Genomic DNA, 24819 nt, shown 5'->3' with positions numbered 1-24819 from the left:
GCGCCGCATGGGGCATCGAGCCCCATCCGGCGCGGCGAGACACGCTGTTTCTCGCGCTCTTTGGAGTATTTCGGACCCGTGATGGAAGGGGCTGGCTAGGGTCGTGCTTGGCCTTGTCCGGGGCTCGACTGCATTTTGCTGAGTTGGACCGCGAGGATGCCAAAGGTGACGATGATAACGCCCAAGAGGTCCAAGGGGGCCAAGCGCTCGCCCAAGAGCGCCCAGGCGATGACGACGCCAAAGATCGGGTTCAGGAAGTGGAATGTGGCCGCAGGCGTCGCGCCGATGCGGGCCACCAGGAGAAACCAAATCCAAGTGGCGGCAAGGCCGGGAATGAGCGTAGTATAGGTAAGGGCGGCAATGAGCCGGGGCGTCCAGGTGACATCCCATGTCTCAAACGCCAAACCGACGGGCAGCAGGGCCGCCGATCCAACCAGCATTTGCAGACCCACAACCATCATCAGGTTTCCGCCCCCGGAGGCGCCGCGCACCGAGAGTGTGGCCAGGGTCAAGGCGATGACGCCAAGGGCGCAGAAGACGATTCCAAGGGGATCCGCGCCCCCTTGTACCCGTGTTCCCATTATCAGGAGGACACCCAGCGCGCCGGCCATGAGGCCTGCGATGCCCCAAAGGCGCGTCCCCTCCCGAAAGACGAGCCAATTGGCCAGCGCCACCAGCAGCGGCAAGCATGAGGCGATGATCGCAGCGAGGGAGGCTTCGATCCACTGCATGGCAACGAAGTTGAGGCCGAGATAGAGGGCGTTTTGGCATACGCCGAAGACGGCGACGGCGCGCCATTGGGACCCTGTTAGGCGCATCCGTTGGCGCATGGCATAGGCAAGCGCGACACCCAGCCCGCCAGAGATCGCGAACCGCAGGGACAGGGACAGGATGGGCGGGGCCTCGGCGACGATGATCCGCGCCGATGTGAAGGCAGAGGACCACATGAGCGCAAAGGCCAGCCCGTAGATCGCCGCGCGCATGTCCATTGTCGCCCCCTGTGCCAGCGTGCCCACCATGGTCAAGCCCGTGCCGGACGCAAGTGGCGAGGCGCCCTGCGCCAAACTGGTTGGTCAGTCCAAGGGCCGAGAGCGCGCCCTGGGGCCTATAACGTGAAAGGGACCGCTCCATCGGAACGGTCCCTTTGGTCATGCAATGATCTAGGGCGGTGTGAGTGGGTCCGCCCAAACGATCACGCGTTGACGGAATCCTTGAGGGCTTTGGCGATGGTCATCTTGACCACCTTGTCGGCCTCTTTCTTCAACTGTTCGCCGGTGGCCGGGTTGCGCACCATACGCTCGGGGCGTTCGCGGCACATGATCTTGCCGACACCGGGCAACGTGACGGCGCCGCCGTTCGACACCTCTTCGGTGATGACGGCGACGATGGCGTCCAGCGCCTCGGACGCGACCTTCTTGTCGGCATCCATTTTGTCGGCCAAGGCGGCGACCAATTGCGTTTTGGTCATTGGTTTTTGGGCCATCTTCCGGCTCTCCCTCTTATTCACGGCAAGTTTCGTGTAAGCTGTTGGCAACTTAGCCCATGATGGTGAGAGGTCACAATAACTTGTATGCCCGTTATCCGTTTCATCTAACGAGACGATGCCTCAAAGGAACGCGGTTTCCTCAAAACTGCGCAACTTGCGGGAGTGGAGACGCGCCAGCGGCATTTCCCTGAGAGATTCCATGGCTTTGATACCGATCTGCAAGTGTCGGCTGACCTGCGTCTTATAAAACGCGGAGGCCATGCCCGGCAGTTTGAGCTCTCCGTGCAGCGGTTTATCGCTTACGCAAAGTAAAGTGCCGTAGGGAACGCGGAATCGAAATCCATTGGCCGCAATGGTCGCGCTTTCCATATCCAGGGCAATGGCGCGCGATTGGCTGAGCCGTTGCACAGGGCCCGCCTGTTCGCGCAATTCCCAGTTGCGATTGTCGATGGTTGCGACCGTGCCCGTGCGCATAACCCGTTTCAATTCATAGCCTTCGAGTTGTGTGACGTCGGCCACGGCCTCCTCCAGGGCGACTTGTACTTCGGCTAGGGCGGGAATCGGCACCCAAATCGGAAGGTCATCGTCCAGAACGTGGTCTTCGCGCAGGTAGGCATGGGCCAAGACGAAATCGCCCAACGACTGGGAATTGCGAAGCCCCGCGCAGTGGCCGACCATCAACCACACATGGGGGCGCAACACCGCGATGTGGTCTGTGGCCGTTTTGGCGTTTGAGGGGCCGACACCGATGTTGACCAGGGTGATGCCTGCCTCACCCGCCCGCGTCAGGTGATAGGTCGGCATCTGTGGCATCTTGGGCGGGTCGACCATGGGGGCGTCGGGGTCCGCGGGTGTGATCCGCTGACCGTTGGGGCCGACGAAGGCGGTATAGCCCGAGGTCGGGTCGCGCAGGGCCTCGCGGGCATAGGCCTCGAATTCGTCGACGTAAAATTGGTAGTTCGTGAACAGGACATGGTTCTGAAAATCGCCCGGATCCGTGGCGGTGTAATGGGCCAGGCGGGCCAGGGAATAGTCGACCCGCTGCGCGGTGAAGGGGGCCAGCGGTTGGGACCCGTCCTCGAACGTGAAACCCGTGCCATTGACGATCGAATCATTCGTCGTGTTCAGGTCCGGCACATCGAAGACATCGCGCATCAAAAACGGCAGAACACCGTCTTGCGGCACGGTCAGATCGGAGTCGTTCAGGACGGCGAAATGGACCGGGATCGGGGTTTGGGACCACCCCACATGGACGGGCACGTCATGGGCCTTGAGCAGAAGCTCAATTTGCGACGTCAGATAGTTTTGGAACAGATCGGGCCGTGTGATCGTCGCCGTGTAGCGCCCCGGTTCGACGACGTGGCCAAAGCTGAGCCGACTGTCGGTGCGGGCGAAGGTTGAGGTGGTGATCCGCACCTCCGGGTAGAAGGCGCGATAGCGGCAGTCGGGAATGCCACCGCCCACGGCCGTGCTGAACGCGGTGCGCAGGAAATCCGTCGCGACATCATAGAGGCGGCGCAGTTCGGCCACGGCCTCGGCGGCGTCGGTGAAGGAGCGGTGGGGCGTTTCGTCTGGCGCGCAGACGGGGGTCAAATCGGTCATGGGGTCTCGATAACGTCGGTGAGTTCGAATGTGGTCACATCCACAAGGCCCAAATCGCTGATCCTCAGTTCGGGAATCACCACCAGGGCCAGGAGGGAGTGCTGCATGTAGGCGTTGTTGAGGGTGCAGCCAGCGGCAGCCATGGCGCGGCCCAAGGCCTCTGCCTTTGCGGCAACCTCAGCGGCGGGACGGTCTGACATCAGTCCCGCGATGGGCAGTTCGACCAGGGCTTGCTCCGTGCCATCGGCAAAAAGCGTTACGCCGCCACCGACGGTTCGCAGACGGTTGGCTGCCATGGCCATATGATCGCGACACGTGCCGACAACGATCATGTGGTGGCTGTCATGGGCTACGGTGGAGGCCATGGCCATTGGCCGATCATAGCCGAAGCCCGACACGAAGGCGTTCGTCACACCACCCGTCGCACGGTGCCGTTCGACCAAGGCGATCTGGCATGTATCGGGGTGCTCGTCGGTTGCTACGCGCCCTTCTCGCACCGGCAGATGGCGCGTCAGGGCCTTGGTCGGTGCCTGGTTTTCCACGACTCCGATGACACGGGCGGTGACTTCGGTAGCCCCCTCGGGCGCGGGAATATCAAAATCGGACGCAATCAGATCACGCGCCATGTGTACCGTCTGCCGCGCCGTATCTGGCCAGCCGATATGGGGACAGGGCACGGTCAGGCGACCGTCCTCAGCGACCCATTGGCCCAAGGCCATGACCCGCTCGATCGGCAGCGCGGTCAGGTCCGAGGTCACGATCAGATCGGCCCGTCGGCCCGGGGCGATGGCGCCCAACTCCCGCTCCAATCCGAAATGGGTGGCGGTGTTGATCGTGCACATTTGCAGGGCCACCAGCGGGTCGCAGCCACAGGCGATGGCATGGCGCAGGACACGGTTCATATGCCCGTCGCTCACCAGGGTGCCGGAATGGCAGTCGTCGGTGCACAGAAGGAAGTTGCGGGGGTCCAGCCCCCGTTCCGTCACAGCGGTGATCTGCGTCTCGACGTCATACCAGGCCGAGCCGAGCCGCATCATTGAGCGCATCCCCTGCCGGACGCGGGCCACGGCATCGGCCTCGCAGGTGCCCTCGTGGTCATCCGCTGGGCCACCCGCCGCGTAGGCATGGAACACCGGTCCCAAATCGGGCGAAGCATAGTGCCCCCCGATTGTCTTGCCGGCAGCAGCGGTCGCCGCCATCTCGGCAAGCATCTTAGGGTCCCCTGCTGCGACGCCGGGAAAGTTCATCATCTCACCAAGCCCGACGATGCCGGGCCAGGACATGGCTTCGGCCACGTCCTCTGGCGTAATCTCATGGCCTGTCGTTTCTAAGCCGGGCGCAGATGGTGCGCAGGACGGCATCTGGACAAACATGCTGCACGGCAGACCCCGTGCCTCATCATGCATCAGCCGCACGCCCGGCAGCCCCAGGACGTTGGCAATTTCGTGGGGGTCGGTGAACATCGTCGTGGTGCCATGTGGGATCACGGCCGCGGCAAATTCCGCCGGGGTCAGCATCCCCGATTCCACATGCATATGGGCATCGCAAAGACCCGGGATGACATGCCGCCCGCCCACGTCGATCACCGCCGTCTCCGGGCCGATGCAATGGCTCGCATCCGGGCCCACATAGGCAAATCGACCCTTTGCAATGGCGATCTGCCAGGGGGGGACTTCGCGCGTATGAACCAAGACGACGCGCCCGCCCGTTATCACGGTCTCGGCAGGCGCACGGCCAGCGGCGATAGCAATCAGATCAGGGGCAACTTCGGGCCAAGAAGGCAGGGTCTCAGGCGACATGGGCAAGCCTGTCACGGGCTGCGCCCGGGCGCAAGCCACGGGGCCGCTGCCCCGGGCCGTAGGCAAGGAATCGGGCACTGTCGCAGGTGGATGCCACCGATTGTGGCGGCCAGGCTGTCTGCTCTCCGGTGGCCGTCATCCCGTGATCCAAAGCACCACGCCACTTACGTCAGATACGGCAGGTCACCGACCAGGCCGATCCGATTCAAAACCCAATATGCTCCCACCGCCGCAATCAACAGCGATCCAGGAATGACACAGGCCCGGCGGTAAAAGGACCTCTGGCCGAACGGGAGGCCCAGCACCAGGAAGGCGACGGCGATCACCGTCAGGTGCCCGATCTCCAGACCAATGGCGAAAGACACGAGGGAGGCGACGAAGTGCGACCCCACTCCAAACTCCGACAGGACAGAGGCAAATCCCAGCCCGTGGACAAGACCAAAGAGGAACACCACGCCAATCCGAGTCCATCCGATGTCGGTCTTTTCGCCGCCCCAGATGTTTTCGACCGCCACATAGACAATCGAGGCCGCGATGACCGTCTCTACCGCCCACATCCAATTGTCGGGAATGGCAATCACCCCCGTCGTGGCCAGCGCCAGGGTCAGGGTGTGCGCGACCGTAAAGGCCGTGACTTGCCAAACGAGGGGGCGCAGGGCCAGCGCGAAGAAGTAGAGGCCCAGCACGAACAGGATATGATCCAACCCGTCCGGAATCACATGGATAAAGCCAGAGACCGTGTAGCGGGACACGACCTCCCCCAGGGATTGATCCGCCACTCCGATGCGCGGCATCGGGTCGGACAGCGCGCCGCCGGTCAGAAAGACTTCGTAGGTGGCCCCCTCCCCGACTTGGCGCAGGATCAAGCTGCCTAGGCCAGCGTCCCAGCCAAAGACCACCTCTGTCCCATCCTCGGGCAGAGCCGCCGTCAGGATCAGGGTGCTGTCACGGCGCAGCTCCGGGTTGCCGACATCGGGGATCGTCGTACCCGTCAGTTCCGGCATCAACTCAGTCTCCCCCGCCATCAGCGTCATCCGGCGGGCGATTTGCGGCCATGCGTCGGTCAGGGCGGTCGCCAACTCGGCCGGCGGCAGGGCGCGCAGGGCATCGTTACGGCCGGACAGGGGCGAATCGTTCACATCGCTGACTCCGGCGAGGTCGATGCCCGCCAGGATCGGCTCCACAGCCATGCGGATGGTAATATCGACCCGATCCGCTGAGACCTGGGCATCGGCGACCGCTGGTTCCACCTCATGTGCCGCGGTCGTGAAGGCCGCGCCCATTGACAGCAGCGCCACAAAGATCACCCTGACCCAAAACTTCAGGATGTGAGCCATGTCTGTCCTCTTTTCGGTACAATCCGTTTGTCTATCCGCTGCACTGTGCATCTTCGCCCTGGGCGCGCAAGCACATGAGTTCTGGATAGAGCCAGAGGATTACACCGTGGCAACGGGGGACAGCGTCATCGCGCGCTTTCGCAACGGGGAGACCTTCGAAGGCTCTTCGTTGAGCTGGATCCCCGGGCGGTCGAAACGCTTTGACATGGTCTCCGGCGGTGTCGTGGCGCCGGTGCCCGCCCGCCTTGGCGATAACCCAGCTTTGGCCTTGGATGCGCCGTCGGAGGGGTTGCTGACGATCCTGCATGAGACGGCGGACCAACGGCTGACTTATAAAGAGTGGGCGAAGTGGGTGAAGTTCACCGACCATAAGGACGTGGCCTTTGCCCAAGATAGCCATCTTGACCGAGGCCTGCCTGAAACCGGCTTCCGAGAGGCCTACCGTCGGTTCGCGAAATCGCTGATCGCCGTGGGGGATGGCCAAGGTGCCGACGTAGCCCAAGGTCTGAGGACGGAGTTTGTCCTCGGCGCCAATCCCTACACCGATGACCTGTCGGCGGGGTTGCCCGTTCAGATCCTGTTCGAGGGGGCGCCCAAGGCAAATGCCCAGATCGAAGTGTTCGACAAGGCGCCCGATGGCGCGGTCGAGGTCACGCTGTATCGTGCGGACGCGGAGGGACGGGCGGTTTTGCCTGTTACCGAGGGCCACGCCTACTTGCTCGACTCAGTCACCTTATTGCCGCTGGAGCCGGAGGAAGACGGCGATCCTGTCTGGTATACCCTTTGGGCTGCGTTGACCTTTGCCGTGCCCGAGGGGTAAGTGAGCCAACCGTGACCGGAGGCCCCCATGGACAAGTTCGAGACCCTCACAGGCATCGCCGCCCCCCTGCCGCTGATCAACGTCGATACGGACATGATCATCCCCAAGCAGTTCCTGAAGACGATCAAACGGTCTGGCCTGGGTGTGAACCTGTTCGACGAAATGCGGTATGCCGATGATGGCTCCGAGATCCCGGATTTCGTTCTGAACAAGCCCGCCTACCGTGAGGCGCAGATCATCGTGGCAGGCGACAACTTCGGCTGCGGCTCTTCGCGGGAACATGCGCCTTGGGCCCTGCTGGACTTCGGCATCCGCGCGGTGATCGCGCCCAGCTTTGCGGACATCTTCTATAACAACTGTTTCAAGAACGGTATCCTGCCCATCGTCTTGCCACAGGATCAGGTGGACGCGCTGATGGCCGATGCGGAAAATGGCGAGAATGCGCGCATCACGATCAATCTGGAGGACCAGACGGTCACCGGCGCCGACGGCGCGACCTATGGGTTTGAGGTCGATGCGTTCAAGAAGCACTGCCTGCTCAACGGGTTGGATGACATCGGTCTGACCATGGAGAAGGCGGCGTCCATCGATACCTATGAGGCGGGCATGTCCCAGGCGCGTCCCTGGGTTTAGGTTAACGTCAAATCGTAACGCCTTGATAAACAGGCCCTTTCGCTGATCAGCGGAGGGGCCTGATGCGTTCTGAACACAGTGATTTGAGCAATGCCTTTTTGTTCTCAAACAGGAACTTGCAGGTCGAAGTTAAACAAGGCACCTTCAAGGCAAGAATGAGGCAGCCGCCCCACAAAATCGGGGCGGACAACGATGGAACAAGGGAACGGCATCGTATCGTTTCCATCCAACGAGGATCGGTAGAGCAGTGATTTCACGGCTTCCTGGCGCGTGCATTCGTGCGCTTTTAATGGTTGCGATGGTCTTGGCGCCATCCCTCCTGCTCCCTGATATCTCTCCTCAGGTGGCGGACACGATCGTTCTGATTGCCATATTTGCAGCGCTCTTCGTCCTTATCGAATACGCCGCCGTGTATCCGGGTCTGATCGAGTTTCGGGACGCGCCGCCTTTTAACCGAGTGCGGTTCGGGGTTTTGTTGGTCTCGCTCGTCTTGATTGCGTTGGCGATGCGCGGGATCGAAACACCCTCGGCCCTTGCCCGCCTCATCCAGGCAGTTGGGCTGCTTTTGGGGCAGTCGGTCGACTTCGCCTTTAGCCCTGTGCGCCTGATCCTGTGGCTGATGCCAGAAGGGACGACCGTGGTTCAGGCGCAGTTGGTGCGGATCGCTGCGGGCATCGCGTATCTCGTGTCGCTCGTGGGGCTGACCGTCTTTGCGATCATGATCCGGCTCAAGAACTGGCCGTCACCAACGGGCCGGTTCAACGTTTGGGTGAACCTGCCGACGTTCGACCCGACCGCAGGGGCGGATGTGGTCAAGCGACTCAATCGCGACGGGACCATTAACATTTTGTTAGGACTCGCCCTGCCATACCTGACGCCACCCTTCGCGTACTTCATCGCCCACTCATATGGCGTGTCGATGTTTGAAAGCGATCTGCTGTTTGTCTGGACGATGTCCCTATGGGCGTTCTTGCCTGCCTCGCTCTTCCTGCGTGGAATCGCTATGCGCCGTTTGGCTCTGATGATCTCCCGCAAGCGCCGTCGCTATGGCGAAGAGGTTGGCGACGAGGTGCCTGCCTTTTTGCCGGCCTGATTGCGGGCGCCTGTCTCGGCGCCGGGCCGGCACTGGCCCAGGGCCCAAGCAAGGTTCGAATTGCGACCTATCACACGGAGTTGAGCCGCAAAGGCCCCGCGCTCCTGCTGCGCGATATTGAGCGCGGCGACCCGCAGGTTCTGGCCGTACTGGATGTGATCGCCCACGCCCGCCCAGACGTGTTGCTGCTGCTCGATGTGGATTGGGACTATGGCGATGCTGCGCTGTCGGCGTTGCAAGCGGCCTTGGATGAGAGGGGGCTGGACTACGCCCATAGGGTGTCACGCCGTCCCAATGCGGGCGTGCCGAGCGGTTTCGATCTGGATGGAAACGGTCGTTTGGGCGAAGGGCGCGACGCCCTCGGCTATGGGCGGTTTACGGGCGATGGCGGCATGGCGCTGTTGTCGCGGCTGCCCCTTGGGACGGTCGAAGATCACAGCGCGGACCTTTGGGCGGATCACAGCGCCCCCCCGGCGGATGTTTTGCCGGTCGAGGCCGCAGGGGTCGTCCCCCTGGCGTCTGTTGCACAATGGGTCGTGCCCTTGACCCTCGGGCAGACGCGACTGAGGCTGATCACGATGAACGCCAATACCCCGGTTTTCGATGGGCCGGAGGATCGCAATGGTCGGCGCAATGCCGATGAACTGCGCTTTGTCGCGGACCTTGTCAGCCAGGCGCCGCTGCCCGTTGTTTTGGGCCGGTCGAATATTGACCCCCAAGATGGCGACGGGCTGCACCAGGTCATGATAGATCTGTTAGACCACCCCGCCTTGCAGGACCCGGAGCCGCGCGGCGCGGGCGGCGGCGGTCTGGGGCATCGCGGTGATCCGGCGCTGGATACGGTGGACTTTGAGGGGCCCGGTCCACTGCGTGTGGATTACATCCTTCCGTCCCAGGCCTTGCGCGTGCTGGACAGCGGCGTGGTCTGGCCCGCGCCCGGTGACCCCCTGGCCGAGGTGGTCGCGACGGCCAGCCGGGGGCGCCTGGTCTGGGTGGACCTTGCGCTTCCTTGACCGCACCTCGGGCAGCGCGTACCCCGTGGCGCGAATTTCATCGAAAGGCCCCGAGACATGGCGAACCCCTCTCTGCTGATCCTGCCGGGCGACGGCATTGGCCCCGAAGTCATGGCCCAGGTGCGGCGCGTCATCGATTGGTTCGGTGCCAATAAGGACCTGGTGTTCGACGTGTCCGAGGACCTGGTGGGCGGTGCGGCTTACGACAAACACGGCACGCCCCTGCACGACGACACCATGGCCAAAGCCCAAGAGGTCGACGCCGTCCTGCTGGGCGCGGTCGGTGGGCCGAAGTACGACGATCTGGATTTCGCGGTGAAGCCGGAGCGGGGCCTGCTGCGCTTGCGCAAGGAAATGGACCTGTTCTCCAACCTGCGTCCGGCCCAGTGCTTTGACGCGCTGGCCGACTTTTCGTCCTTGAAAAAGGACGTGGTCGCGGGCCTCGACATCATGATCGTGCGGGAGCTGACCTCCGGCGTCTACTTTGGTGAGCCGCGCGGCATCCACAAGGAAGGCAATGAGCGGGTCGGCGTGAACACCCAGCGCTACACCGAGTCGGAAATCGCCCGCGTGGCGCGCTCTGCGTTTGAGCTGGCCAAACGGCGCGGCAACAAGGTCTGCTCCATGGAGAAGGCCAACGTCATGGAATCGGGCATCCTGTGGCGCGACGTCGTCCAGGAGATCCATGACGCCGAATACCCCGAGGTGGAGCTGTCGCACATGTACGCCGACAACGGCGCCATGCAGCTGGTCCGCGCGCCCAAGCAGTTCGACGTGATCGTGACCGACAACCTGTTCGGCGATGTGCTGTCCGATTGCGCGGCCATGCTGACCGGCTCGCTGGGGATGCTGCCCTCGGCGTCCCTCGGCCTGCCGATGGGGAACGGGCGCCCCAAAGCGCTCTATGAGCCGGTCCACGGCTCCGCCCCCGACATCACGGGACAGGGCAAGGCCAACCCCATCGCTTGTATCCTCAGCTTCGCCATGGCGCTGCGCTATTCCTTTGACGAAGGCGCGAACGCTGATCTGCTGGAGGGTGCCGTGCAGAAGGTGCTGGCCGATGGCGTGCGCACGGCCGATCTGATGGGTCCCGAGGGCGGGACGCCCGTCTCGACCGGTGAGATGGGCGACGCGATCCTGGCGGCGCTCGACGCCGCGTGACCGTCACGGTCCGGCCCCACGACCCGGATGCGCCTGATGCGTTCTTGACGCTCTATCGGGCGTGTCTGGCCCATTACGACGAGGGGCCGGCCGACCGCGAGACGGTGGAGGCGCTCATTCTCAGGGAACTCGCCGCGCCGTTCGGGACCTTCGCCCATATCGCTTGGGCGGGGGATCTGCCCGTTGGATTCACTTGCTGGATGCGGGTCTTCCCGGCGGGCAATGGGTTTGCCCTGTATCTCAAAGAGCTTTTCGTGACCGAGGCCGCCCGCGGCACCGGCGCGGGCCGCGCGTTGATGCAGCAACTGGCGCGCACCGCCTTGGACCAGGGCTGCGACACCCTGCGGTGGGAGACGGGAGAGACCGGCGCGCGGGCGTTCTATGGGCGTTTGGGCGCCGAAGACGACGGCAAGACCCATTACACGTTAGACGGTCCTGCATTGGCGCGTTTGTCCGAATAGGGGGTTCCTCGGTCGCACGACGGAGGCTAGATCCGGGGCACACACCGCGTGCCCCAAAGGGGGAGGGGGACGCGCCAACCTGTTGGAAGGCCCATGCCCGAACGTTCCTCTGCTCTCTCAGGCATCCTGCTCGCCCTTGTGGGCTTTGCCTGTTTCTCCCTCCATGATGTGGCCGTGAAGATGCTGGGCGGGGGGTACTCCGTCTTTCAGATCGTCTTCTTCAGTGTCTTGCTCACCTTTCCCCTTGTGATGGTGATGCTGCTGCGCGACGAGACGCGTGCCACGCTGATTCCCGTGCATCCCTGGTGGACAGGGCTGCGAACCGTGTCTGCGGTGATCACCGGGTTCTGCGCATTCTATGCGTTTTCCGTTCTGCCCCTGGCCCAGGTTTATGCGATCATCTTTGCCTCGCCGTTGCTGATCACCGTTCTGGCCATTCCGATTCTTGGAGAACGTGTCGGGCTGCATCGCGGCGGCGCCGTTCTGGTGGGTCTGGCGGGCGTGATGATCGTGTTGCGGCCTGGCGATTTGGTGCTGGGCCCAGGCCATATCGCGGGTCTCGCCGCCGCTTTCTTTGGCGCCCTGGCCGCTGTCATCATGCGCAAGATCGGGCGGGAGGAGCGGACCGCCGTCATGATGCTCTACCCGATGATGGCGAATTGCCTGGTGATGGGCGCGCTGCTGCCGTTTGTCTACAAACCGATGCCGCTCGGGGATCTGGGTCTGTGGGTGATGATGGCTGTCTTGGCCTTTATCGCGACCATTGCGCTGATTCAGGCCTATCGCCTGTCGGATGCCGTTCTGGTTGCGCCCATGCAGTACAGCCAGATTCTCTGGGCGGCGCTCTATGGGTGGTGGTTCTTTGAGGAATCCATCGATCTGTGGACCGGTGTCGGGGCGAGCGTCATCATAGCTTCGGGCCTCTATATCGTGCTGCGCGAAGGACGGGGGCAATCGGCCAACTCGCCGGTGCTGCGAACGCGGTCACGGGCGGAAACGGGGACGGCGCCACGGGTCGGACCGATGTTGTCCGATGCGGACAAGGCCGTGCCGCAAAGCCTGGATTGATGGCCTTAGCCTTCCGTTAGGGATTGGGTGCTACCGAGTTGTCCATGGCGGATGGTGGACACAACGACGCGTTTGACAGGTGGCGACAGGATCCCCTGGTGAGGTTGGAAAAGAGTCTGGGGCCTTTGCAGGGGCGCCTGTTGTCCTTGCTCGTGCCGGAGTGTGACGACGACCCAGACCTTGCGGACGACCTGGTCGAAGCGGCCTCCTGCCTGCGGAGCGTGCAGGATCACTATCTCCCTGGCATGGACATCGTCATCAGCCAGTCCAGCTTGAGCACCATCGTGCGGTTTGCGGATCAGTTGACGGCTTTGGCCAAGCTGCTCACGTCTAATGAGGATTTGGACCGGGCGAGCCTATTGGCCCACCTCAAGGATTATTCCGCCCAGTTGGAAGATGTCCTTGACGCCATGCGCTGCGACTTCCTGGGCGAAGTGTTGCGCCGCCAGGACCGAGCCCGCGAATCGTCCGACTTGGCCGCCCGTGAGGTTTCGGCCATCAGTCGCCAAATCTATTTCATTTCGATCAATGCCTCGGTGGAGGCGGCCCGCGCTGGGGAGGCGGGGCGCGGCTTTGCTGTCATCGGCGAACAGATCAGAAATCTGTCCCAGGACACATCGAAAGCGCTCAGTCGGATGAAGGAAGCCACAAGCAGTCCCTGATAGGCCCTTGCCACCCTGCGGATCGCCGGATATCCCGCCCGCAGTCCGCTGCTTGCGGACAAACGGTCGGGCAGTGGCGCAGCCTGGTAGCGCACCTGCTTCGGGAGCAGGGGGTCGGAGGTTCGAATCCTCTCTGCCCGACCAACGCAGATGCAATTCGCAACACCCAGAAAAACGCTGTCCTGCCCAAGACGCTTGCGGGCCAGGGAGCTGGCTCCTGTCGTTGCTCGGCAGTCGCTTTCGCTTGGTCCCGCGCCCAGCCCTGAGTGTCCGTTTGCCACCTCACAAACCGACCGCCTACCGTCTCAAACGAGGCCATCCACCCGGGGCGCTGCGTCGACCTCGGTCAAAAGACTGCAGATCTCTTGCATCCAAGCGGTCCGCATATGCGTCGCGATGATCGAGGCGGGGCGATGTTTGGGCCAGATGATCGCGTACCTGTATCGAATGGCCCGTGACAACGGGCGGACCACCAGACGTTCCGACGTCTCGGTGGTTTGGTTGATGTGCGCCACCGTCAAAGGGTCGATAATCGCGCAGCACTGCTCGGCCATGACGAATTGCAACAGGGGTAGGAAGGTCTGGCTTTCGACCCGGCAATCGAACGCAGCTTCCGCCCGGTCGAAGGCCTCCCGAACGTCATGCAGATGGACATGATTGGCTTGCAGGCTTCCCATGGGGTGCCCATCCAAGGCGCTTAGGTCGATGCTCGACCGGTCGGCTAGGGGATGCGACCGAGGCAGCGCCACGAAGCAATCGCCGGAGATGTGCTGCGAGTGGTAAAGGCGGTCACCGGTCGTGCGCTGGGGCAAATCGGTAAAGCCGAAATCAATGGTCTGGGCCCGCGCAAGCTCGGCGATTTGACTGGAACTGCGGGCAAACAGGGCGACTTTGATGCCAGACGCGGTGCCGATTTGATCCGCAAGGAAGCGCGGAAACAGAAGCGAAATCGGTCCCGGCATGGCCGCCACGTTCAAACGTCCGCCCTTTCCGTCGGCAAGGGCATGGATGGTGGAACGTACACCGGCCATGCGGCTTAGGATCTCGCTGACCTCAGCCAAGAGGTACTGAGCCTCGGGGACGGGCACCAACTTACGACCTTGCCGCTCGAAGAGGGGCATCCCCAACTGCGCCTCCAAGGATTTGATCGCGGCTGTCACGGCAGGCTGCGTTCGACCCAGTTTCACGGCTGCATCCGTCAAGGTCGCAGAGGTCATCACCGCCTCGAAGGCGGACATCTGTGCATAATTCATGGGATATCTATAAAGTATACTTTGCTTTATCAAAGATAATAAAATTAGCCTTTATTTGTTCACTCGCTAAGCTGACTGCACGACTCGTTCAGAGGTCTTCAAACAGCGGAGTGTTTCATGACCCTTTTGACTAAGATGTCCGGTATGGCGTTTGCCCTGACCCTGGTGGCAGGCACGGCAGTGGCCCAAAGCCCGACGTTCTTCCGGATCGGAACCGGTAGCGCGGGGGGCACCTATTTCCCAATCGGCGGCACCATCGCCAACGGGATTTCGGCCCCCCCCGGCGCGCGGCCCTGCGAAGAAGGTGGGCAATGCGGCGTGCCCGGCTTGATTGCTATTGCGCAATCCACGACGGCCTCGGTCTTCAACAACACCGCCGTCCAAAACGGAGAGCTTGAGGCCGGGCTTGCCGCAGCCGATGTGACGCGGTCGATGTTCCTGGGTGAGGGGAAGTTTGACGGCAAACCGCATCCGAACCTGCGCATCGTCGCCAACCTCTACCCCGAAGATCTGCACCTGGTCCTGCCGGAGGGCGCCAGCATCGACAGCCTGTCTGACTTGGCTGACAAGCGTGTGGGCATCGCCCAGGCCGGGTCTGGGACCCAGGTCGCGGTCGAAATGATGCTGGGCGAATGGGGCGTCACCCGAGACAACATGGACGAGGCGGAGTTGAACAACTCCCAATCGGCGGAACGTTTGGCGGACGGACAGTTGGACGCCTATTTCTACGCGGCTGGCTGGCCCGTCTCGGCAATGGTCCAACTGGCGACCACCAAGGGGATGGAGCTTCACAGCTTCACCGATGAGGATCTGACCAAGATCAACGAACTGATCCCGGCCTATATCCCATCCTCCATTCCGGCGGGCGTTTATGAGGGGGTCGATTACGAGGTGAAGACGCCAGCGGTGTCGGCGCTGCTCGTGGTGTCGTCTGAGCTTCCCGAAGACTTGGTCTATGGCATCACGGCGGCCATGTGGAACGACAACACCCGCAAGTTGCTCGACAACGGCCACGCCAAGGGGAAGCAGATTACCCCGGACACCGCCCTGGACGGGATCGCAGCTTTGGGCGTGCCGCTGCATGCCGGTGCGGAACGGTTCTACCGCGAGGCGGGCTTGCTGGAGTAGCGGGCAGGCGCCCTCTCTCCCCGGGGCGGCGATCTGCGCCGTCCCACCTCCCATTCACATGACCGACGATGGAGGCGTGCCATGGCCGAGCCGCGACCAGAAGACGTGCGTGAGTTGACCGACGAAGAACTCGCCGCCATCGAAGAGAAATATGACGAGGGCGCGGCCACACGCTCCGTCACGCCGAGGTTCGCGCTCTTGCTGCGCTACGTGGCGCTCACCTTTGCGGTCTATCACTATCTGACGGCGGGGTTCGCCCTGCCACCGGACTATTGGCACATGGGCTGGCACCTGTCGGGGCTGTTTATCCTGACCTACAGCTTCTACCCGCTGGTCAAAACGAAGACGGCCTTTGATCTGAAGACAGGTGCCCTGCGCCTGGGTGGTGTGCCCTATCTTGATATCCTGCTGATGGGGATGGGTGTCTGCGCGGCGCTGTACTTGGGTCTTGCCTGGCGCGGGATCGAATGGCTGGGCGTGGAGGAGATGACCTTTCGCATGGGCAACCCAAACGGCTGGGACATGCTGTTTGGCTGCGTCCTGATCGTGCTGGTGTTGGACATTGCTCGCCGGACCCTGGGCTGGATCCTGCCCGCCATCATCAGCCTGTTCATCTGCTACGCATTGTTTGGACCGGTGTTTCCCGGCCTGCTTCAGCACCCGGGCGTCAAGTTCAACACCTTCGTGTCGTCCATGTATTTCCCGCAGGAGGGGATCTTTGGCGTCACGCTTTGGGTCGTCTCGACCATCGTGTTCCACTTCGTCTTGTTCGGGGTCATCGCCCAACGGACTGGTCTGGGTCAGTTGTTCATCGACAATGCAACGATCTTGGCCGGGCGCTACACTGGCGGTCCGGCAAAAGTGTCGGTGGTGTCATCGGCGTTCTTTGGCACGATCTCGGGGTCGTCGGTGGCCAACACGGTCTCGACCGGGGCGCTGACCATCCCGAACATGAAGCGCCTGGGCTATCCCGGCCATTTCGCAGGCGGGGTTGAGGCCGCCGCATCTGCAGGTGGGCAGATCACGCCCCCGATCATGGGCGCTGCCGCCTTCATCATGGCCGAGTTCCTGGAGCTTCCCTACACAACAATCGTCATCGCGGCGATCTTCCCGGCGCTGCTGCATTACGTGGGCGTCTTTGCCGTCGTCCATCTGATGGCGCGGAAACTGGGGCTCCAGGGGTTGGGGGCAGAGGCGCTGCCCCGTTTGGGGGCGGTCTGGCGTGACGGTTGGGCGAACATCGTGCCCCTGGTCGGTCTGCTTGTGGTGCTGTTCTCGGGGTACACGCCGTATATGTCGGCGTTTTGCGGCATCTCGCTGGCGATTGTCGCGGGGATGAGTCGTCTGAGAGAGCCGCTGACCCTTATCTATGCCCTCGCCTTCTCGGCCTTTGTGGTGTGGAAGTATCTGGGCGGCGGGTTCGACCTGACGATGTCGATAATCCTAATCGGTGGCGCTGCGGTCGCGACATTGAACCCACAGATACGGATTTCCCTGCCGCAGATGGCCGACACCTTTGAGACGGGGGTCAAATACGCCCTGGCCGTGGGCGCGGCTTCTGCCGCCGTGGGGATTGTGATCGGAGTCATCAACACGACCGGGGTCGGCTTCCGCATTGGCTTCATGGTGACCCAGGCCGCGTCCAACCTCGGGAGTGATATTGCCTGGCTGTTTACCGTCGGAGACTGGGTCCTGTTCTCGGTCGAGGATCTGACGCTGTTCATCAGCCTCGTCTTTATCGCGCTGGCGTGCATCCTCATGGGGGCCGGGGTGCCGACGACGGCGCTCTACATCATGTTGGTGTCCGTCGCCCAACCGGCCCTGGCGCAATTGGGCGTGCCCCCCATCGCGAGCCATATGTTTGTGCTCTATTACGGTGTGGTGGCCGAGATCACGCCGCCGGTCTGCACCTCGGCCTATGCGGCGGCGGCCATCGCCAACTCCAACCCTTTCCGCACGGGGATTTCGGCATTCACCCTGGGGCTGGGCAAGGTCATTGCGCCCATGGCCTTTGTCTATGCGCCGGTCCTCCTGTTTGTGTCGTCCACCGGGTTCGACCTGTGGGAGTTTACCTATACGGCGGCCAGTTGCATTGCCGGGGTCATCGCCCTGTCGGCGGCGGTGGTCGGCTATTGGTTGGCGCCCATGGGGGCCGTGTTCCGATGGCTGATGGCAATCGCGGGGCTGGTGTTCATCGCGCCGTCCTTGCAGGCGGACCTCGTGGCGCTCGTCATCGCCGCGCCGGCTGTCATCACCCAGGTCATCGCGCGACGGGCGGGTCATGCTGTCGCCTGACACCACCCCAAGGGTGACCGTTCTTGGCGCAGGGATCGTTGGGATTTGCACCGCGCTCTCTTTGGCGGAACGTGGTGTCCCCGTTCGTGTCATTGACCGCGGTCCGCCGGGGCAGGCGACCTCCTTCGGCAATGCTGGGGTCATCTCGCCTTGGTCCATCATCCCCCAAGCGGTGCCCGGCATCTGGCGGCAGATTCCAGGTCTGATGTTGGGTCGCTACCGCCCCTTGGCCGTGCGCCCCGCTGCTTGGCCGCGCATGGTTCCCTGGGGGCTGCGGTTTCTACGGAACGCGACGGAGCAGAAGCTGCGGCAGTCCTGCGACGCCATGCAGATCCTCTGCGGTCCTTCAATCGATCTGTATCGGCGCCATCTGGCGGGCACTGGTCACGCGGGCCTGGTGGTCGACAGCTGCTATGTCCACGCCTTTCGCAACAGCAGCCGTGCTGATCTGAGCGCGCTCGACTATGCTTTGCGCGTCGAGAAGGGCGCGGCCTGCGAGGTGATCGACGGCCCCGCCGTCACCCGACTGGAACCCGCGCTGGGCAGCCAATTCAACGCGGCCATCGTGATCCACAACCAGGCGCGCGCCCTATCGCCGGGGAAGCTGAGCGAAGTCCTGGCGGAGAAGGCCACCGGGCTTGGCGTGGAATTCATTTCCGACAGCATCACAGCGGTGGAGCGGGCGACCCCAGGCTGGCGGATCGTCTGTGATGGCGAGACATATCATGCGTCTCAGGTTGTTTTGGCCCTGGGCGCGTGGAGCTTGGACATCTTGCGCCCCCTTGGGATCCAGGTGCCTTTGATGGCAGAGCGCGGGTACCACATCGAATGCCCCACCCCCGGGGTGACCCTGACCAACTCCATCATGGATATGGATGCCAAGGTCGTCGCAAGCTCCATGCAGGATGGGGTGCGCGTTGCGGGCCAGGCTGAGTTCGGTGATCCCTCGGCCCCCCCGTCGCCCCGGCGCAAACCGCATCTTGAGCGGTTGGCCCAGGCTATGATGCCCCAACTAAACGTGGCGGATGCGCGGCTCTGGGTAGGGGCGCGCCCGTCCCTGCCGGACAGCCTGCCGATGCTTGGTCCGGTCGCGGACCAGCCCGGCCTTTTCCTCAACTTCGGACATTCTCACTACGGTCTGATGATGGCGCCCAAGTCCGGCGAGTTGCTGGCCGATACGCTTGTCGGGCGGATGCCAAACGTTGACCTGAGCACCTATGCTGTGGATCGCTTCGAGGTCGCGTCCTAACCTCTGTGTCGGCGGACAGGGGTCGACCTATTGCGCGGCAAGGGTACTGCTTTCATCGGCAGCCGGTAGCCATACGGCAAATTCAGCGCCGCCATCCGGCACGTTGCGGGCCGAGATTAGGCCACCCGCCCGCTGGATCAGGGTCTGAGAGATCGACAGGCCCAGGCCCGTGCCCTCTGCCTGCTTGGTCGTAAAGAACGGGTCGAACACGGCCCCGAGCAGATCGTCGGGAACACCGGGCCCCGTGTCGCGCACCAGAAGACGCGCGCCCTGCTGCCCATCGCGCAGGTCAGGCCCAAGGATCAAATCGAGCCTGCCGCGACCGTCCATGGCCTGCACGGCGTTCATGACGAGGTTAACGACGACCTGCTGCATCTCACCGGGGTCGATGCAGACGGGCGGGACATCGACGAGGTCTGTCCGCACCTCAACGCGTCCTTTGATCATGAGGTGATCCACGAGAAACAGGCAATCGGCAACGACGGGCCGGAGGTCCACCCGGTCCGCGAAATCGGCATATTCCGCCGGTCGTGCAAAGGTCAGCAGCTTGCCGACGATGGCCTCGATCCGAAGGACCTGCTGGTCGATCAAGGCCAGTTCCGTGGTCAGGTCAGCAGCCTCCACATCGATGGTGTCGCGGATGACGTCCACATTGCCTTGGATCACCGCCACGGGATTGTTGATCTCATGGGCCACGCCTGCCGTGATCTCGCCGATGGCGGCCAGCTTTTCCGACACGACCAACTGTCGGAATGTCTCCTCCAGCTTGGCGTTCGCATCGCGCAGGGCGGCGGTGCGTTCCTCGACGCGGCGGTTCAAGTCTTCGGCCCAGCCGCGCAATTCCCGGTCGCGATCTTGGATTTGGTCTAGAAGACCATCCAAATGGGCGGCGACCTGACCAATCTCATCTCTGCTGCCCACATCGCCGTTGCGTGCCGACAGATCCCCCTCGGCCACCTGGCGCATGGTGTGCGTCATCGACTCCAGTGGCCAAAAGATCCCCTTGGCCAGCCACAGAAACAGCGGCGCCGACAGGCCAATCACCGCCAAAAAAGCCACGGTGACCACGACAAAGGCCTCGCGTTTGGCGGCGGCGAACGGGGCCTCTTGGAACCCGACATAGAGCATTCCAACCCGGTCCCCCCGGCTGTCCGTGATGGGCAGATAGCCAGAGATGTACCAATCGTTGACCACGAACGCGCGGTCCAGCCAGGTCTGACCCTCGCCCAGAACGGCCCTGCGCACAGCCGCGGACACGCGGGTGCCCAGCGCGCGCACATCCTCAAACAGGCGGACGTTGGTCGAGACGCGGACGTCGTCCAGGAACAGCGTCGCGGTGCCGTGCCGGTCCCCGCCCGTGACAGCGTTCAGATAGACCAACGCGTTGATCGTATCGATGAATTGTAGATTGCGGTTCAAGAGTGCCCCGCCAATCAGAACGCCATCGGCCACGTCCACAGGTACCGGGCTGGCCGCATGGACAACCATGCCGCGGTCTTCTCGCGCGCGGTCGGTTGGGACGGCGGCCTCGGTCTCGATTAGGGGGATTTCCGCGCGCTGGGCCAGGGCCAGGCCCCCCTTCTGGGCCAGATCCTCTGGCGCGAAGATGTCGATGGCCGACCCTGAGGTGCCCCCCAGGGCCGCTTGCACCACGGGCCAAGGCTCCGGCATCTTGGACCGGGGCAGAAAGTACAGAAAGTCCAGGTTCAGAGCCTCGCGCGTTGTCTCAAACCAGGCATCGCGGGCGATGTCGTCCTGCATGGCGCGGGCGAAGGCCCTGGACCGCGCCGCCGCCGCCAAATCGCGCCCGGTGTCGTCCACAATCCGAGCCAGGTACTGCTCGGCGATGCGCAGGTCGCTTTCGACATTGGCGATCAGCACATTGTCGTAGTCCATGGACCACCGGGACATGCTGAGAAACAGCAGAAGGGGCATCAACACGATCACTGGGATCAGTGCGAAGATCAGCAGTCTCAGGCGAACGGATGTCACGGGGCGGCCTCCGGGGGGCAGCGTAGCGGGTCCGGGCCGCGCGGCCAAACCACGATTGGCCCCGCGTTAGGGTCAAACTGTCCCACCACGCGACTGACCTGCGTCCAGCCTGGACAGTTTGGACGATGCCCCCGAATGCCGCTGGCACGCCCCCGGTGAACCTGAGACAGTCGGCAGAACGGACCGGGGAGCAAGACAACATGGGAGACCTATGGGAGGGGCTGACGCGCGCTGTCTGGCTCGTTCTGACGCTCGACCCCGATCTGATGGAGATCTCGGCCCGGTCCCTGCAGGTCACCCTGACGGCCTTGGTGATCGCGACCGCCATCGCGCTGCCCTTGGCCGCCCTGTTGTCGGTGCGACGGTTCCGGTGGCGGCGGGCCGTGATTGCCGTGCTGAATGCTTTGATGGGCCTGCCGCCGGTGGTCGTCGGGCTGATCGTCTATGTGATCCTTTCCCGGTCGGGGCCCTTGGGCGTGCTGGGTTTGCTGTTCACCCCGACGGCCATGGTGATCGCCCAAGTGGTCATTATCGTCCCGCTCATCGCCTCTATCGCGCATCAATCTCTGCGGGAGCTTTGGCAGGAGTACCACGACCTGCTGATCTCCATGAATGTGACCCAATGGCAGAAGATCTCGACCCTGTTGTGGGACGGACGGCGCGCATTGTTGACGGCCTCGCTGGCGGGCTTCGGGCGCGCCATCGGAGAGGTGGGCGCGATCATGATCGTGGGCGGCAACATCGACAATGCGACCCGCGTGCTGACGACGGCCATCGCCTTGGAGACGGGCCGCGGCGACTTCGCGCTGGCCTTGGCCTTGGGCTTTGTGCTGATCGGCCTCGCCGTCGGGATCAACCTGGCGATCCATTGGCTGGGCCGGACCGAGCGGGAGGGCCGCTGGTGACCGAGCTCTTCCCCCTGGTTCTGGAAGGCGCCTGTACCCGCCGGGGTGGCAAGGATTTGGCGGGGCCCGTTGACCTCCGGTTGGAGGGGCAGGGCGCCTCCATCATCATTGGACCGAACGGATCCGGCAAAACCAGTCTGCTGCGCCTGATCCATGGGGCGGCGCGTCTGTCGGCTGGGACCATCACCTGGGCCTGTCCCACGGATACGGCGCGCCATCACCAGGCTTTTGTCTTTCAGCGGCCCGTCATGTTGCGCCGGTCTGTCGCCCAGAATATCGCGTATCCCCTTCGGTTGCGCGGCGTCGGGCGGCGCGCGGCCCTGGATCAGGCGCGCGACTGGGGCGTGCGCGTTGGTCTCGCCGACTGCCTGGACTTGCCCGCGCCGGTTTTGTCCGGCGGCGAGCAGCAGAAGCTGGCCCTGGCCCGGGCGTTGATCACCGAGCCGCGCGTTCTGTTCCTGGATGAGCCCTGTGCCGCCCTGGACGGGGCCGCCACCCGCGATATCGAGACCATACTGGCCGACGCCAAGGCCGCTGGCACCCGGATCATCATGACGACCCATGACATCGGTCAAGCCCGGCGCTTGGCGGACGAAGTAATCTTTCTGTTGCATGGGCGTGTTCATGATCGCGCCCGGGCCGACATCTTTTTCGACGCCCCTGCCACATCTGAGGCGGCGGCCTTTCTGAGAGGAGACATCGTGCAATGACGACCCGTGGACCTATGGTGGCGCTGGCCTGCGCGCTCTTGTGTATCGTCTCGACCGCTCCCGCGCGCGCGGCCGAGGTGATGCGCATGGCGGTTACGACCTCGTTCCATAACTCCGGCTTGGCGGATGTGCTGTTGCCCCAGATCGCTGAGGATCTGGATCTAGAGGTGCAGCTTCTCGTGGTCGGTACCGGTCAAGCGATCCGGTTGGGTGAAGCGGGCGATGTGGACGCGATCCTCGTCCATTCGCGCAGCGCCGAAGAGGCCTTCGTCGCCGGTGGCTACGGGACCCACAGGCGCGAGATTATGTACAATGATTTCGTCGTCATTGGCCCCGCCGCCGATCCCGCTGGTCTGCGCGAGGCGGCTGACGCAACCGGGGCCTTGCGGGCCATTGCCGAAGCTGAAGCACCCTTTGTCAGCCGGGGCGATGACAGTGGAACGCACAAAAAGGAACTGTCGCTTTGGTCCGATGCTGGGGTGGCTGCCGAAGGCGATTGGTACAACGCCGTCGGCGCAGGCATGGGGGCCGCGCTCAACACCGCCTCGGGCTTGGGCGCTTACATTTTGGCCGACCGCGCCAGTTGGCTCAACTTTGCCAACAAAGGTGACTTGGATTTGGTCTTTGCCGGAGATCCGGTCCTGTTCAATCAATACGCCTATCTGCCCGTGAACCCCGAGCGTCATCCCCACACGCGCCACGCGCTGGCCCTGACGTTGGAGGACTGGCTGACCTCCGACACGGCCCAAGTGCTGATCGACGGGTATACGATTGGGGGCGAGACGCTGTTTACCTTCAACGCGGATCAAGGCGCCGGACAGTAATCAGACCCTGAGGTCAGGGCGCACCGCCCACCTGGTGTCGCACCCTTGGATAGGGATTTGCTGTCGTTCCGTTGCAGCCTACTTCCGGTTGAGGGGTATCGTCCTCTGACGGGGGCAATGCTGTGATAAACCGAAACTTCAGTCTGATCCTGCTGGGCAATGTCATCCTTGGGGTGGCTTTACCGATGCTGGTGACCCTCGGTCCCCTGGCAGGCGGCTGGCTGGCCCCCCAGGCGTGGCTGGCCACGGCACCCTTGTCGGTGTCGATGCTGGCTGGGATCGCGGTTGCCTCGCCCATGTCGCTGTTCATGGGGCGATATGGGCGTCGGGCGGGCTTCTTGGTTGGCGCGATGACGCTGACCACCGGTGCCCTACTGGCCGTTGGCGCGTTGCTTGTGCTCAGCTTTCCGCTGCTGTGCGCGGCGCATGGGCTGATGGGCTGCGCCCTTGTCTGTATCAACTACTTCCGTTTCGCCGCCGCCGAGGCCGTGGGGCCAGATCACCGGTCTCAGGCAATTTCCCTGACGCTCGCATCGGGCCTGGTCGGTGCGCTGGTTGGGGCGCAGGTCTTTGCGCTGTCCAAGGATGTCCTCGCGCCCACGCCCCTGGCCGGGGCCTACGCTGCCTTGGCCATTGTCGGCGTGATCGGGGCCTTACCCGTCTTGGGCATGACCTCCATGCGTGTGGCCCAACCGGTGCGCCGCACAGCCGGAGCCTTGGAGACCCTGCGGACGGTTATTCGACGGGATCCACGTGTTTTGATGGCCATTGGCGTGGCGGCCCTGTCGCAGGCTGTCATGGTGTTGATGATGACGCCCACGCCCCTCGCCATGGAGGGATGTGGGTTCGCCGAGGACCAGGCAGCTGGCGTCATCAGTTGGCACGTGGTGGCCATGTTCGCGCCGGGTCTGTTTGCGGGGTCATTGATCAAGCGGTTTGGGGCCGGGCGGATGGCCACGGCGGGGTTCGCCCTGATCGCGTTCGCCGCCGTCGTGGCGCTTTTGGGCGTGGAGCTTGTGAATTTCTACGCCGCGCTGATCATTCTCGGGGTCGGCTGGAACTTCGCCTTTGTCAGCGGGACTTACATGTTGCAGGGCGCTGTCGGCGAAGATGAAGCCCCCGCCCTGCAAGGGGCGAATGATACGATCCTGGCGATTGCGGCGGCTTCGGCCTCGCTGCTGTCAGGGATGCTCTTCGTGGGGATCGGGTGGATCGGCTTGACCACGCTGACCATTCCCCTGTGCCTTCTGTTTGGCTTCCTGCTGTTGCGCACGAACCGCCGCGCGGCTGCGTGATCCTTTGGGGCAGGGCCGGGCGACCCGGCCCCG

General features: G+C 63.3%; 22 protein-coding genes and 1 tRNA gene. 16 read left to right on the top strand and 7 right to left on the bottom strand.

The genetic code is table 11. The annotated features are described in order from the left end of the window. Positions 1-95 precede the first annotated feature (95 nt). The 5 genes from K5R33_RS08995 to K5R33_RS08975 all read right to left on the bottom strand — a co-directional run bounded on the left by K5R33_RS08995 (position 96) and on the right by K5R33_RS08975 (position 6224). On the bottom strand, positions 96-989 hold the full coding sequence (locus K5R33_RS08995) for a DMT family transporter (RefSeq protein WP_220748695.1): 894 nt from the start codon (positions 987-989) through the stop codon (positions 96-98). A gap of 203 nt (positions 990-1192) precedes the next feature. Next, positions 1193-1483, bottom strand: a complete 291-nt coding sequence (locus tag K5R33_RS08990; RefSeq protein ID WP_220748694.1) for an HU family DNA-binding protein — start codon at positions 1481-1483, stop codon at positions 1193-1195. Positions 1484-1606: 123 nt separating this feature from the next. Then, complete coding sequence (locus tag K5R33_RS08985; RefSeq protein ID WP_220748693.1) at positions 1607-3088, bottom strand: AMP nucleosidase; 1482 nt, start codon at positions 3086-3088, stop codon at positions 1607-1609. Beyond that, positions 3085-4887 (bottom strand): adenine deaminase, encoded by a 1803-nt coding sequence (locus K5R33_RS08980; protein WP_220749056.1) that lies wholly within the window; start codon positions 4885-4887, stop codon positions 3085-3087. Before K5R33_RS08980 ends, K5R33_RS08985 begins: the two co-directional genes overlap by 4 nt. 164 nt (positions 4888-5051) lie before the next feature. Next, positions 5052-6224: a HupE/UreJ family protein gene (locus K5R33_RS08975; RefSeq protein ID WP_255576275.1), complete on the bottom strand. Its 1173-nt coding sequence runs from the start codon at positions 6222-6224 to the stop codon at positions 5052-5054. Here K5R33_RS08975 and K5R33_RS08970 point away from each other — a divergent pair. From K5R33_RS08970 to K5R33_RS08930, 9 genes are all read left to right on the top strand, one after another. After that, complete coding sequence (locus K5R33_RS08970) at positions 6223-7044, top strand: DUF4198 domain-containing protein (protein ID WP_220748692.1); 822 nt, start codon at positions 6223-6225, stop codon at positions 7042-7044. The two genes, K5R33_RS08975 and K5R33_RS08970, sit on opposite strands and share 2 nt — an antisense overlap. A gap of 27 nt (positions 7045-7071) precedes the next feature. After that, positions 7072-7677, top strand: coding sequence for a 3-isopropylmalate dehydratase small subunit (leuD, locus tag K5R33_RS08965; protein WP_220748691.1), 606 nt, complete (start codon positions 7072-7074; stop codon positions 7675-7677). Between the two features lie 343 nt (positions 7678-8020). Continuing rightward, on the top strand, positions 8021-8770 hold the full coding sequence (locus K5R33_RS08960) for a hypothetical protein (protein ID WP_255576273.1): 750 nt from the start codon (positions 8021-8023) through the stop codon (positions 8768-8770). Positions 8771-8850: 80 nt separating this feature from the next. Next, positions 8851-9783 carry an endonuclease/exonuclease/phosphatase family protein gene (locus K5R33_RS08955; protein ID WP_220749079.1) on the top strand — a complete coding sequence of 311 codons (933 nt, stop codon included), beginning with the start codon at positions 8851-8853 and terminating at the stop codon, positions 9781-9783. A 57-nt stretch (positions 9784-9840) separates the two neighbouring features. Then, positions 9841-10944 (top strand): 3-isopropylmalate dehydrogenase, encoded by a 1104-nt coding sequence (gene leuB / locus K5R33_RS08950; RefSeq protein ID WP_220748689.1) that lies wholly within the window; start codon positions 9841-9843, stop codon positions 10942-10944. Beyond that, positions 10941-11405 (top strand): GNAT family N-acetyltransferase, encoded by a 465-nt coding sequence (locus tag K5R33_RS08945; protein WP_220748688.1) that lies wholly within the window; start codon positions 10941-10943, stop codon positions 11403-11405. The genes leuB and K5R33_RS08945 overlap by 4 nt, the downstream gene beginning before the upstream one ends. A gap of 93 nt (positions 11406-11498) precedes the next feature. Further along, positions 11499-12473 carry a DMT family transporter gene (locus K5R33_RS08940; protein WP_220748687.1) on the top strand — a complete coding sequence of 325 codons (975 nt, stop codon included), beginning with the start codon at positions 11499-11501 and terminating at the stop codon, positions 12471-12473. A 98-nt stretch (positions 12474-12571) separates the two neighbouring features. Next, on the top strand, positions 12572-13135 hold the full coding sequence (locus K5R33_RS08935) for a methyl-accepting chemotaxis protein (protein WP_220748686.1): 564 nt from the start codon (positions 12572-12574) through the stop codon (positions 13133-13135). Positions 13136-13202: 67 nt separating this feature from the next. Continuing rightward, a tRNA-Pro gene (locus K5R33_RS08930) sits at positions 13203-13279 on the top strand. A 161-nt stretch (positions 13280-13440) separates the two neighbouring features. Here the strand turns inward: K5R33_RS08930 and K5R33_RS08925 are convergent. Continuing rightward, the gene (locus tag K5R33_RS08925; RefSeq protein WP_220748685.1) at positions 13441-14388 is read right to left on the bottom strand and encodes a LysR family transcriptional regulator; all 948 of its coding nucleotides are present in this window, start codon (positions 14386-14388) and stop codon (positions 13441-13443) included. Between the two features lie 117 nt (positions 14389-14505). On the opposite strand from K5R33_RS08925, the gene K5R33_RS08920 reads away from it, so the two are divergent. From K5R33_RS08920 to K5R33_RS08910, 3 genes are all read left to right on the top strand, one after another. Continuing rightward, complete coding sequence (locus K5R33_RS08920; protein WP_220748684.1) at positions 14506-15516, top strand: TAXI family TRAP transporter solute-binding subunit; 1011 nt, start codon at positions 14506-14508, stop codon at positions 15514-15516. 81 nt (positions 15517-15597) lie between these two features. Next, on the top strand, positions 15598-17811 hold the full coding sequence (locus K5R33_RS08915; RefSeq protein WP_220748683.1) for a TRAP transporter permease: 2214 nt from the start codon (positions 15598-15600) through the stop codon (positions 17809-17811). After that, positions 17798-19060 carry an NAD(P)/FAD-dependent oxidoreductase gene (locus K5R33_RS08910; protein WP_220748682.1) on the top strand — a complete coding sequence of 421 codons (1263 nt, stop codon included), beginning with the start codon at positions 17798-17800 and terminating at the stop codon, positions 19058-19060. Before K5R33_RS08915 ends, K5R33_RS08910 begins: the two co-directional genes overlap by 14 nt. Positions 19061-19087: 27 nt before the next feature. Here the strand turns inward: K5R33_RS08910 and K5R33_RS08905 are convergent, their stop codons facing one another. Further along, positions 19088-21052: a sensor histidine kinase gene (locus tag K5R33_RS08905; protein ID WP_220748681.1), complete on the bottom strand. Its 1965-nt coding sequence runs from the start codon at positions 21050-21052 to the stop codon at positions 19088-19090. A gap of 200 nt (positions 21053-21252) precedes the next feature. On the opposite strand from K5R33_RS08905, the gene K5R33_RS08900 reads away from it, so the two are divergent. From K5R33_RS08900 to K5R33_RS08885, 4 genes are all read left to right on the top strand, one after another. Beyond that, positions 21253-21957 (top strand): ABC transporter permease, encoded by a 705-nt coding sequence (locus K5R33_RS08900; RefSeq protein ID WP_220748680.1) that lies wholly within the window; start codon positions 21253-21255, stop codon positions 21955-21957. Next, positions 21954-22667: an ATP-binding cassette domain-containing protein gene (locus K5R33_RS08895; protein WP_220748679.1), complete on the top strand. Its 714-nt coding sequence runs from the start codon at positions 21954-21956 to the stop codon at positions 22665-22667. The genes K5R33_RS08900 and K5R33_RS08895 overlap by 4 nt, the downstream gene beginning before the upstream one ends. 14 nt (positions 22668-22681) lie before the next feature. Then, entirely contained in the window at positions 22682-23491 is an 810-nt protein-coding gene (locus K5R33_RS08890; RefSeq protein WP_220749054.1) for an ABC transporter substrate-binding protein, read from the top strand. A gap of 122 nt (positions 23492-23613) precedes the next feature. Further along, positions 23614-24786 (top strand): MFS transporter, encoded by a 1173-nt coding sequence (locus K5R33_RS08885; RefSeq protein ID WP_220748678.1) that lies wholly within the window; start codon positions 23614-23616, stop codon positions 24784-24786. The last annotated feature ends 33 nt before the right edge of the window (positions 24787-24819 follow it).

The sequence above is a fragment of the Jannaschia pagri genome (assembly GCF_019655435.1).
Taxonomy (GTDB): domain Bacteria; phylum Pseudomonadota; class Alphaproteobacteria; order Rhodobacterales; family Rhodobacteraceae; genus Jannaschia; species Jannaschia pagri.
Note: the sequence above shows the minus strand (reverse complement) of the source record. Positions and strands in the feature narration are given on the sequence as shown.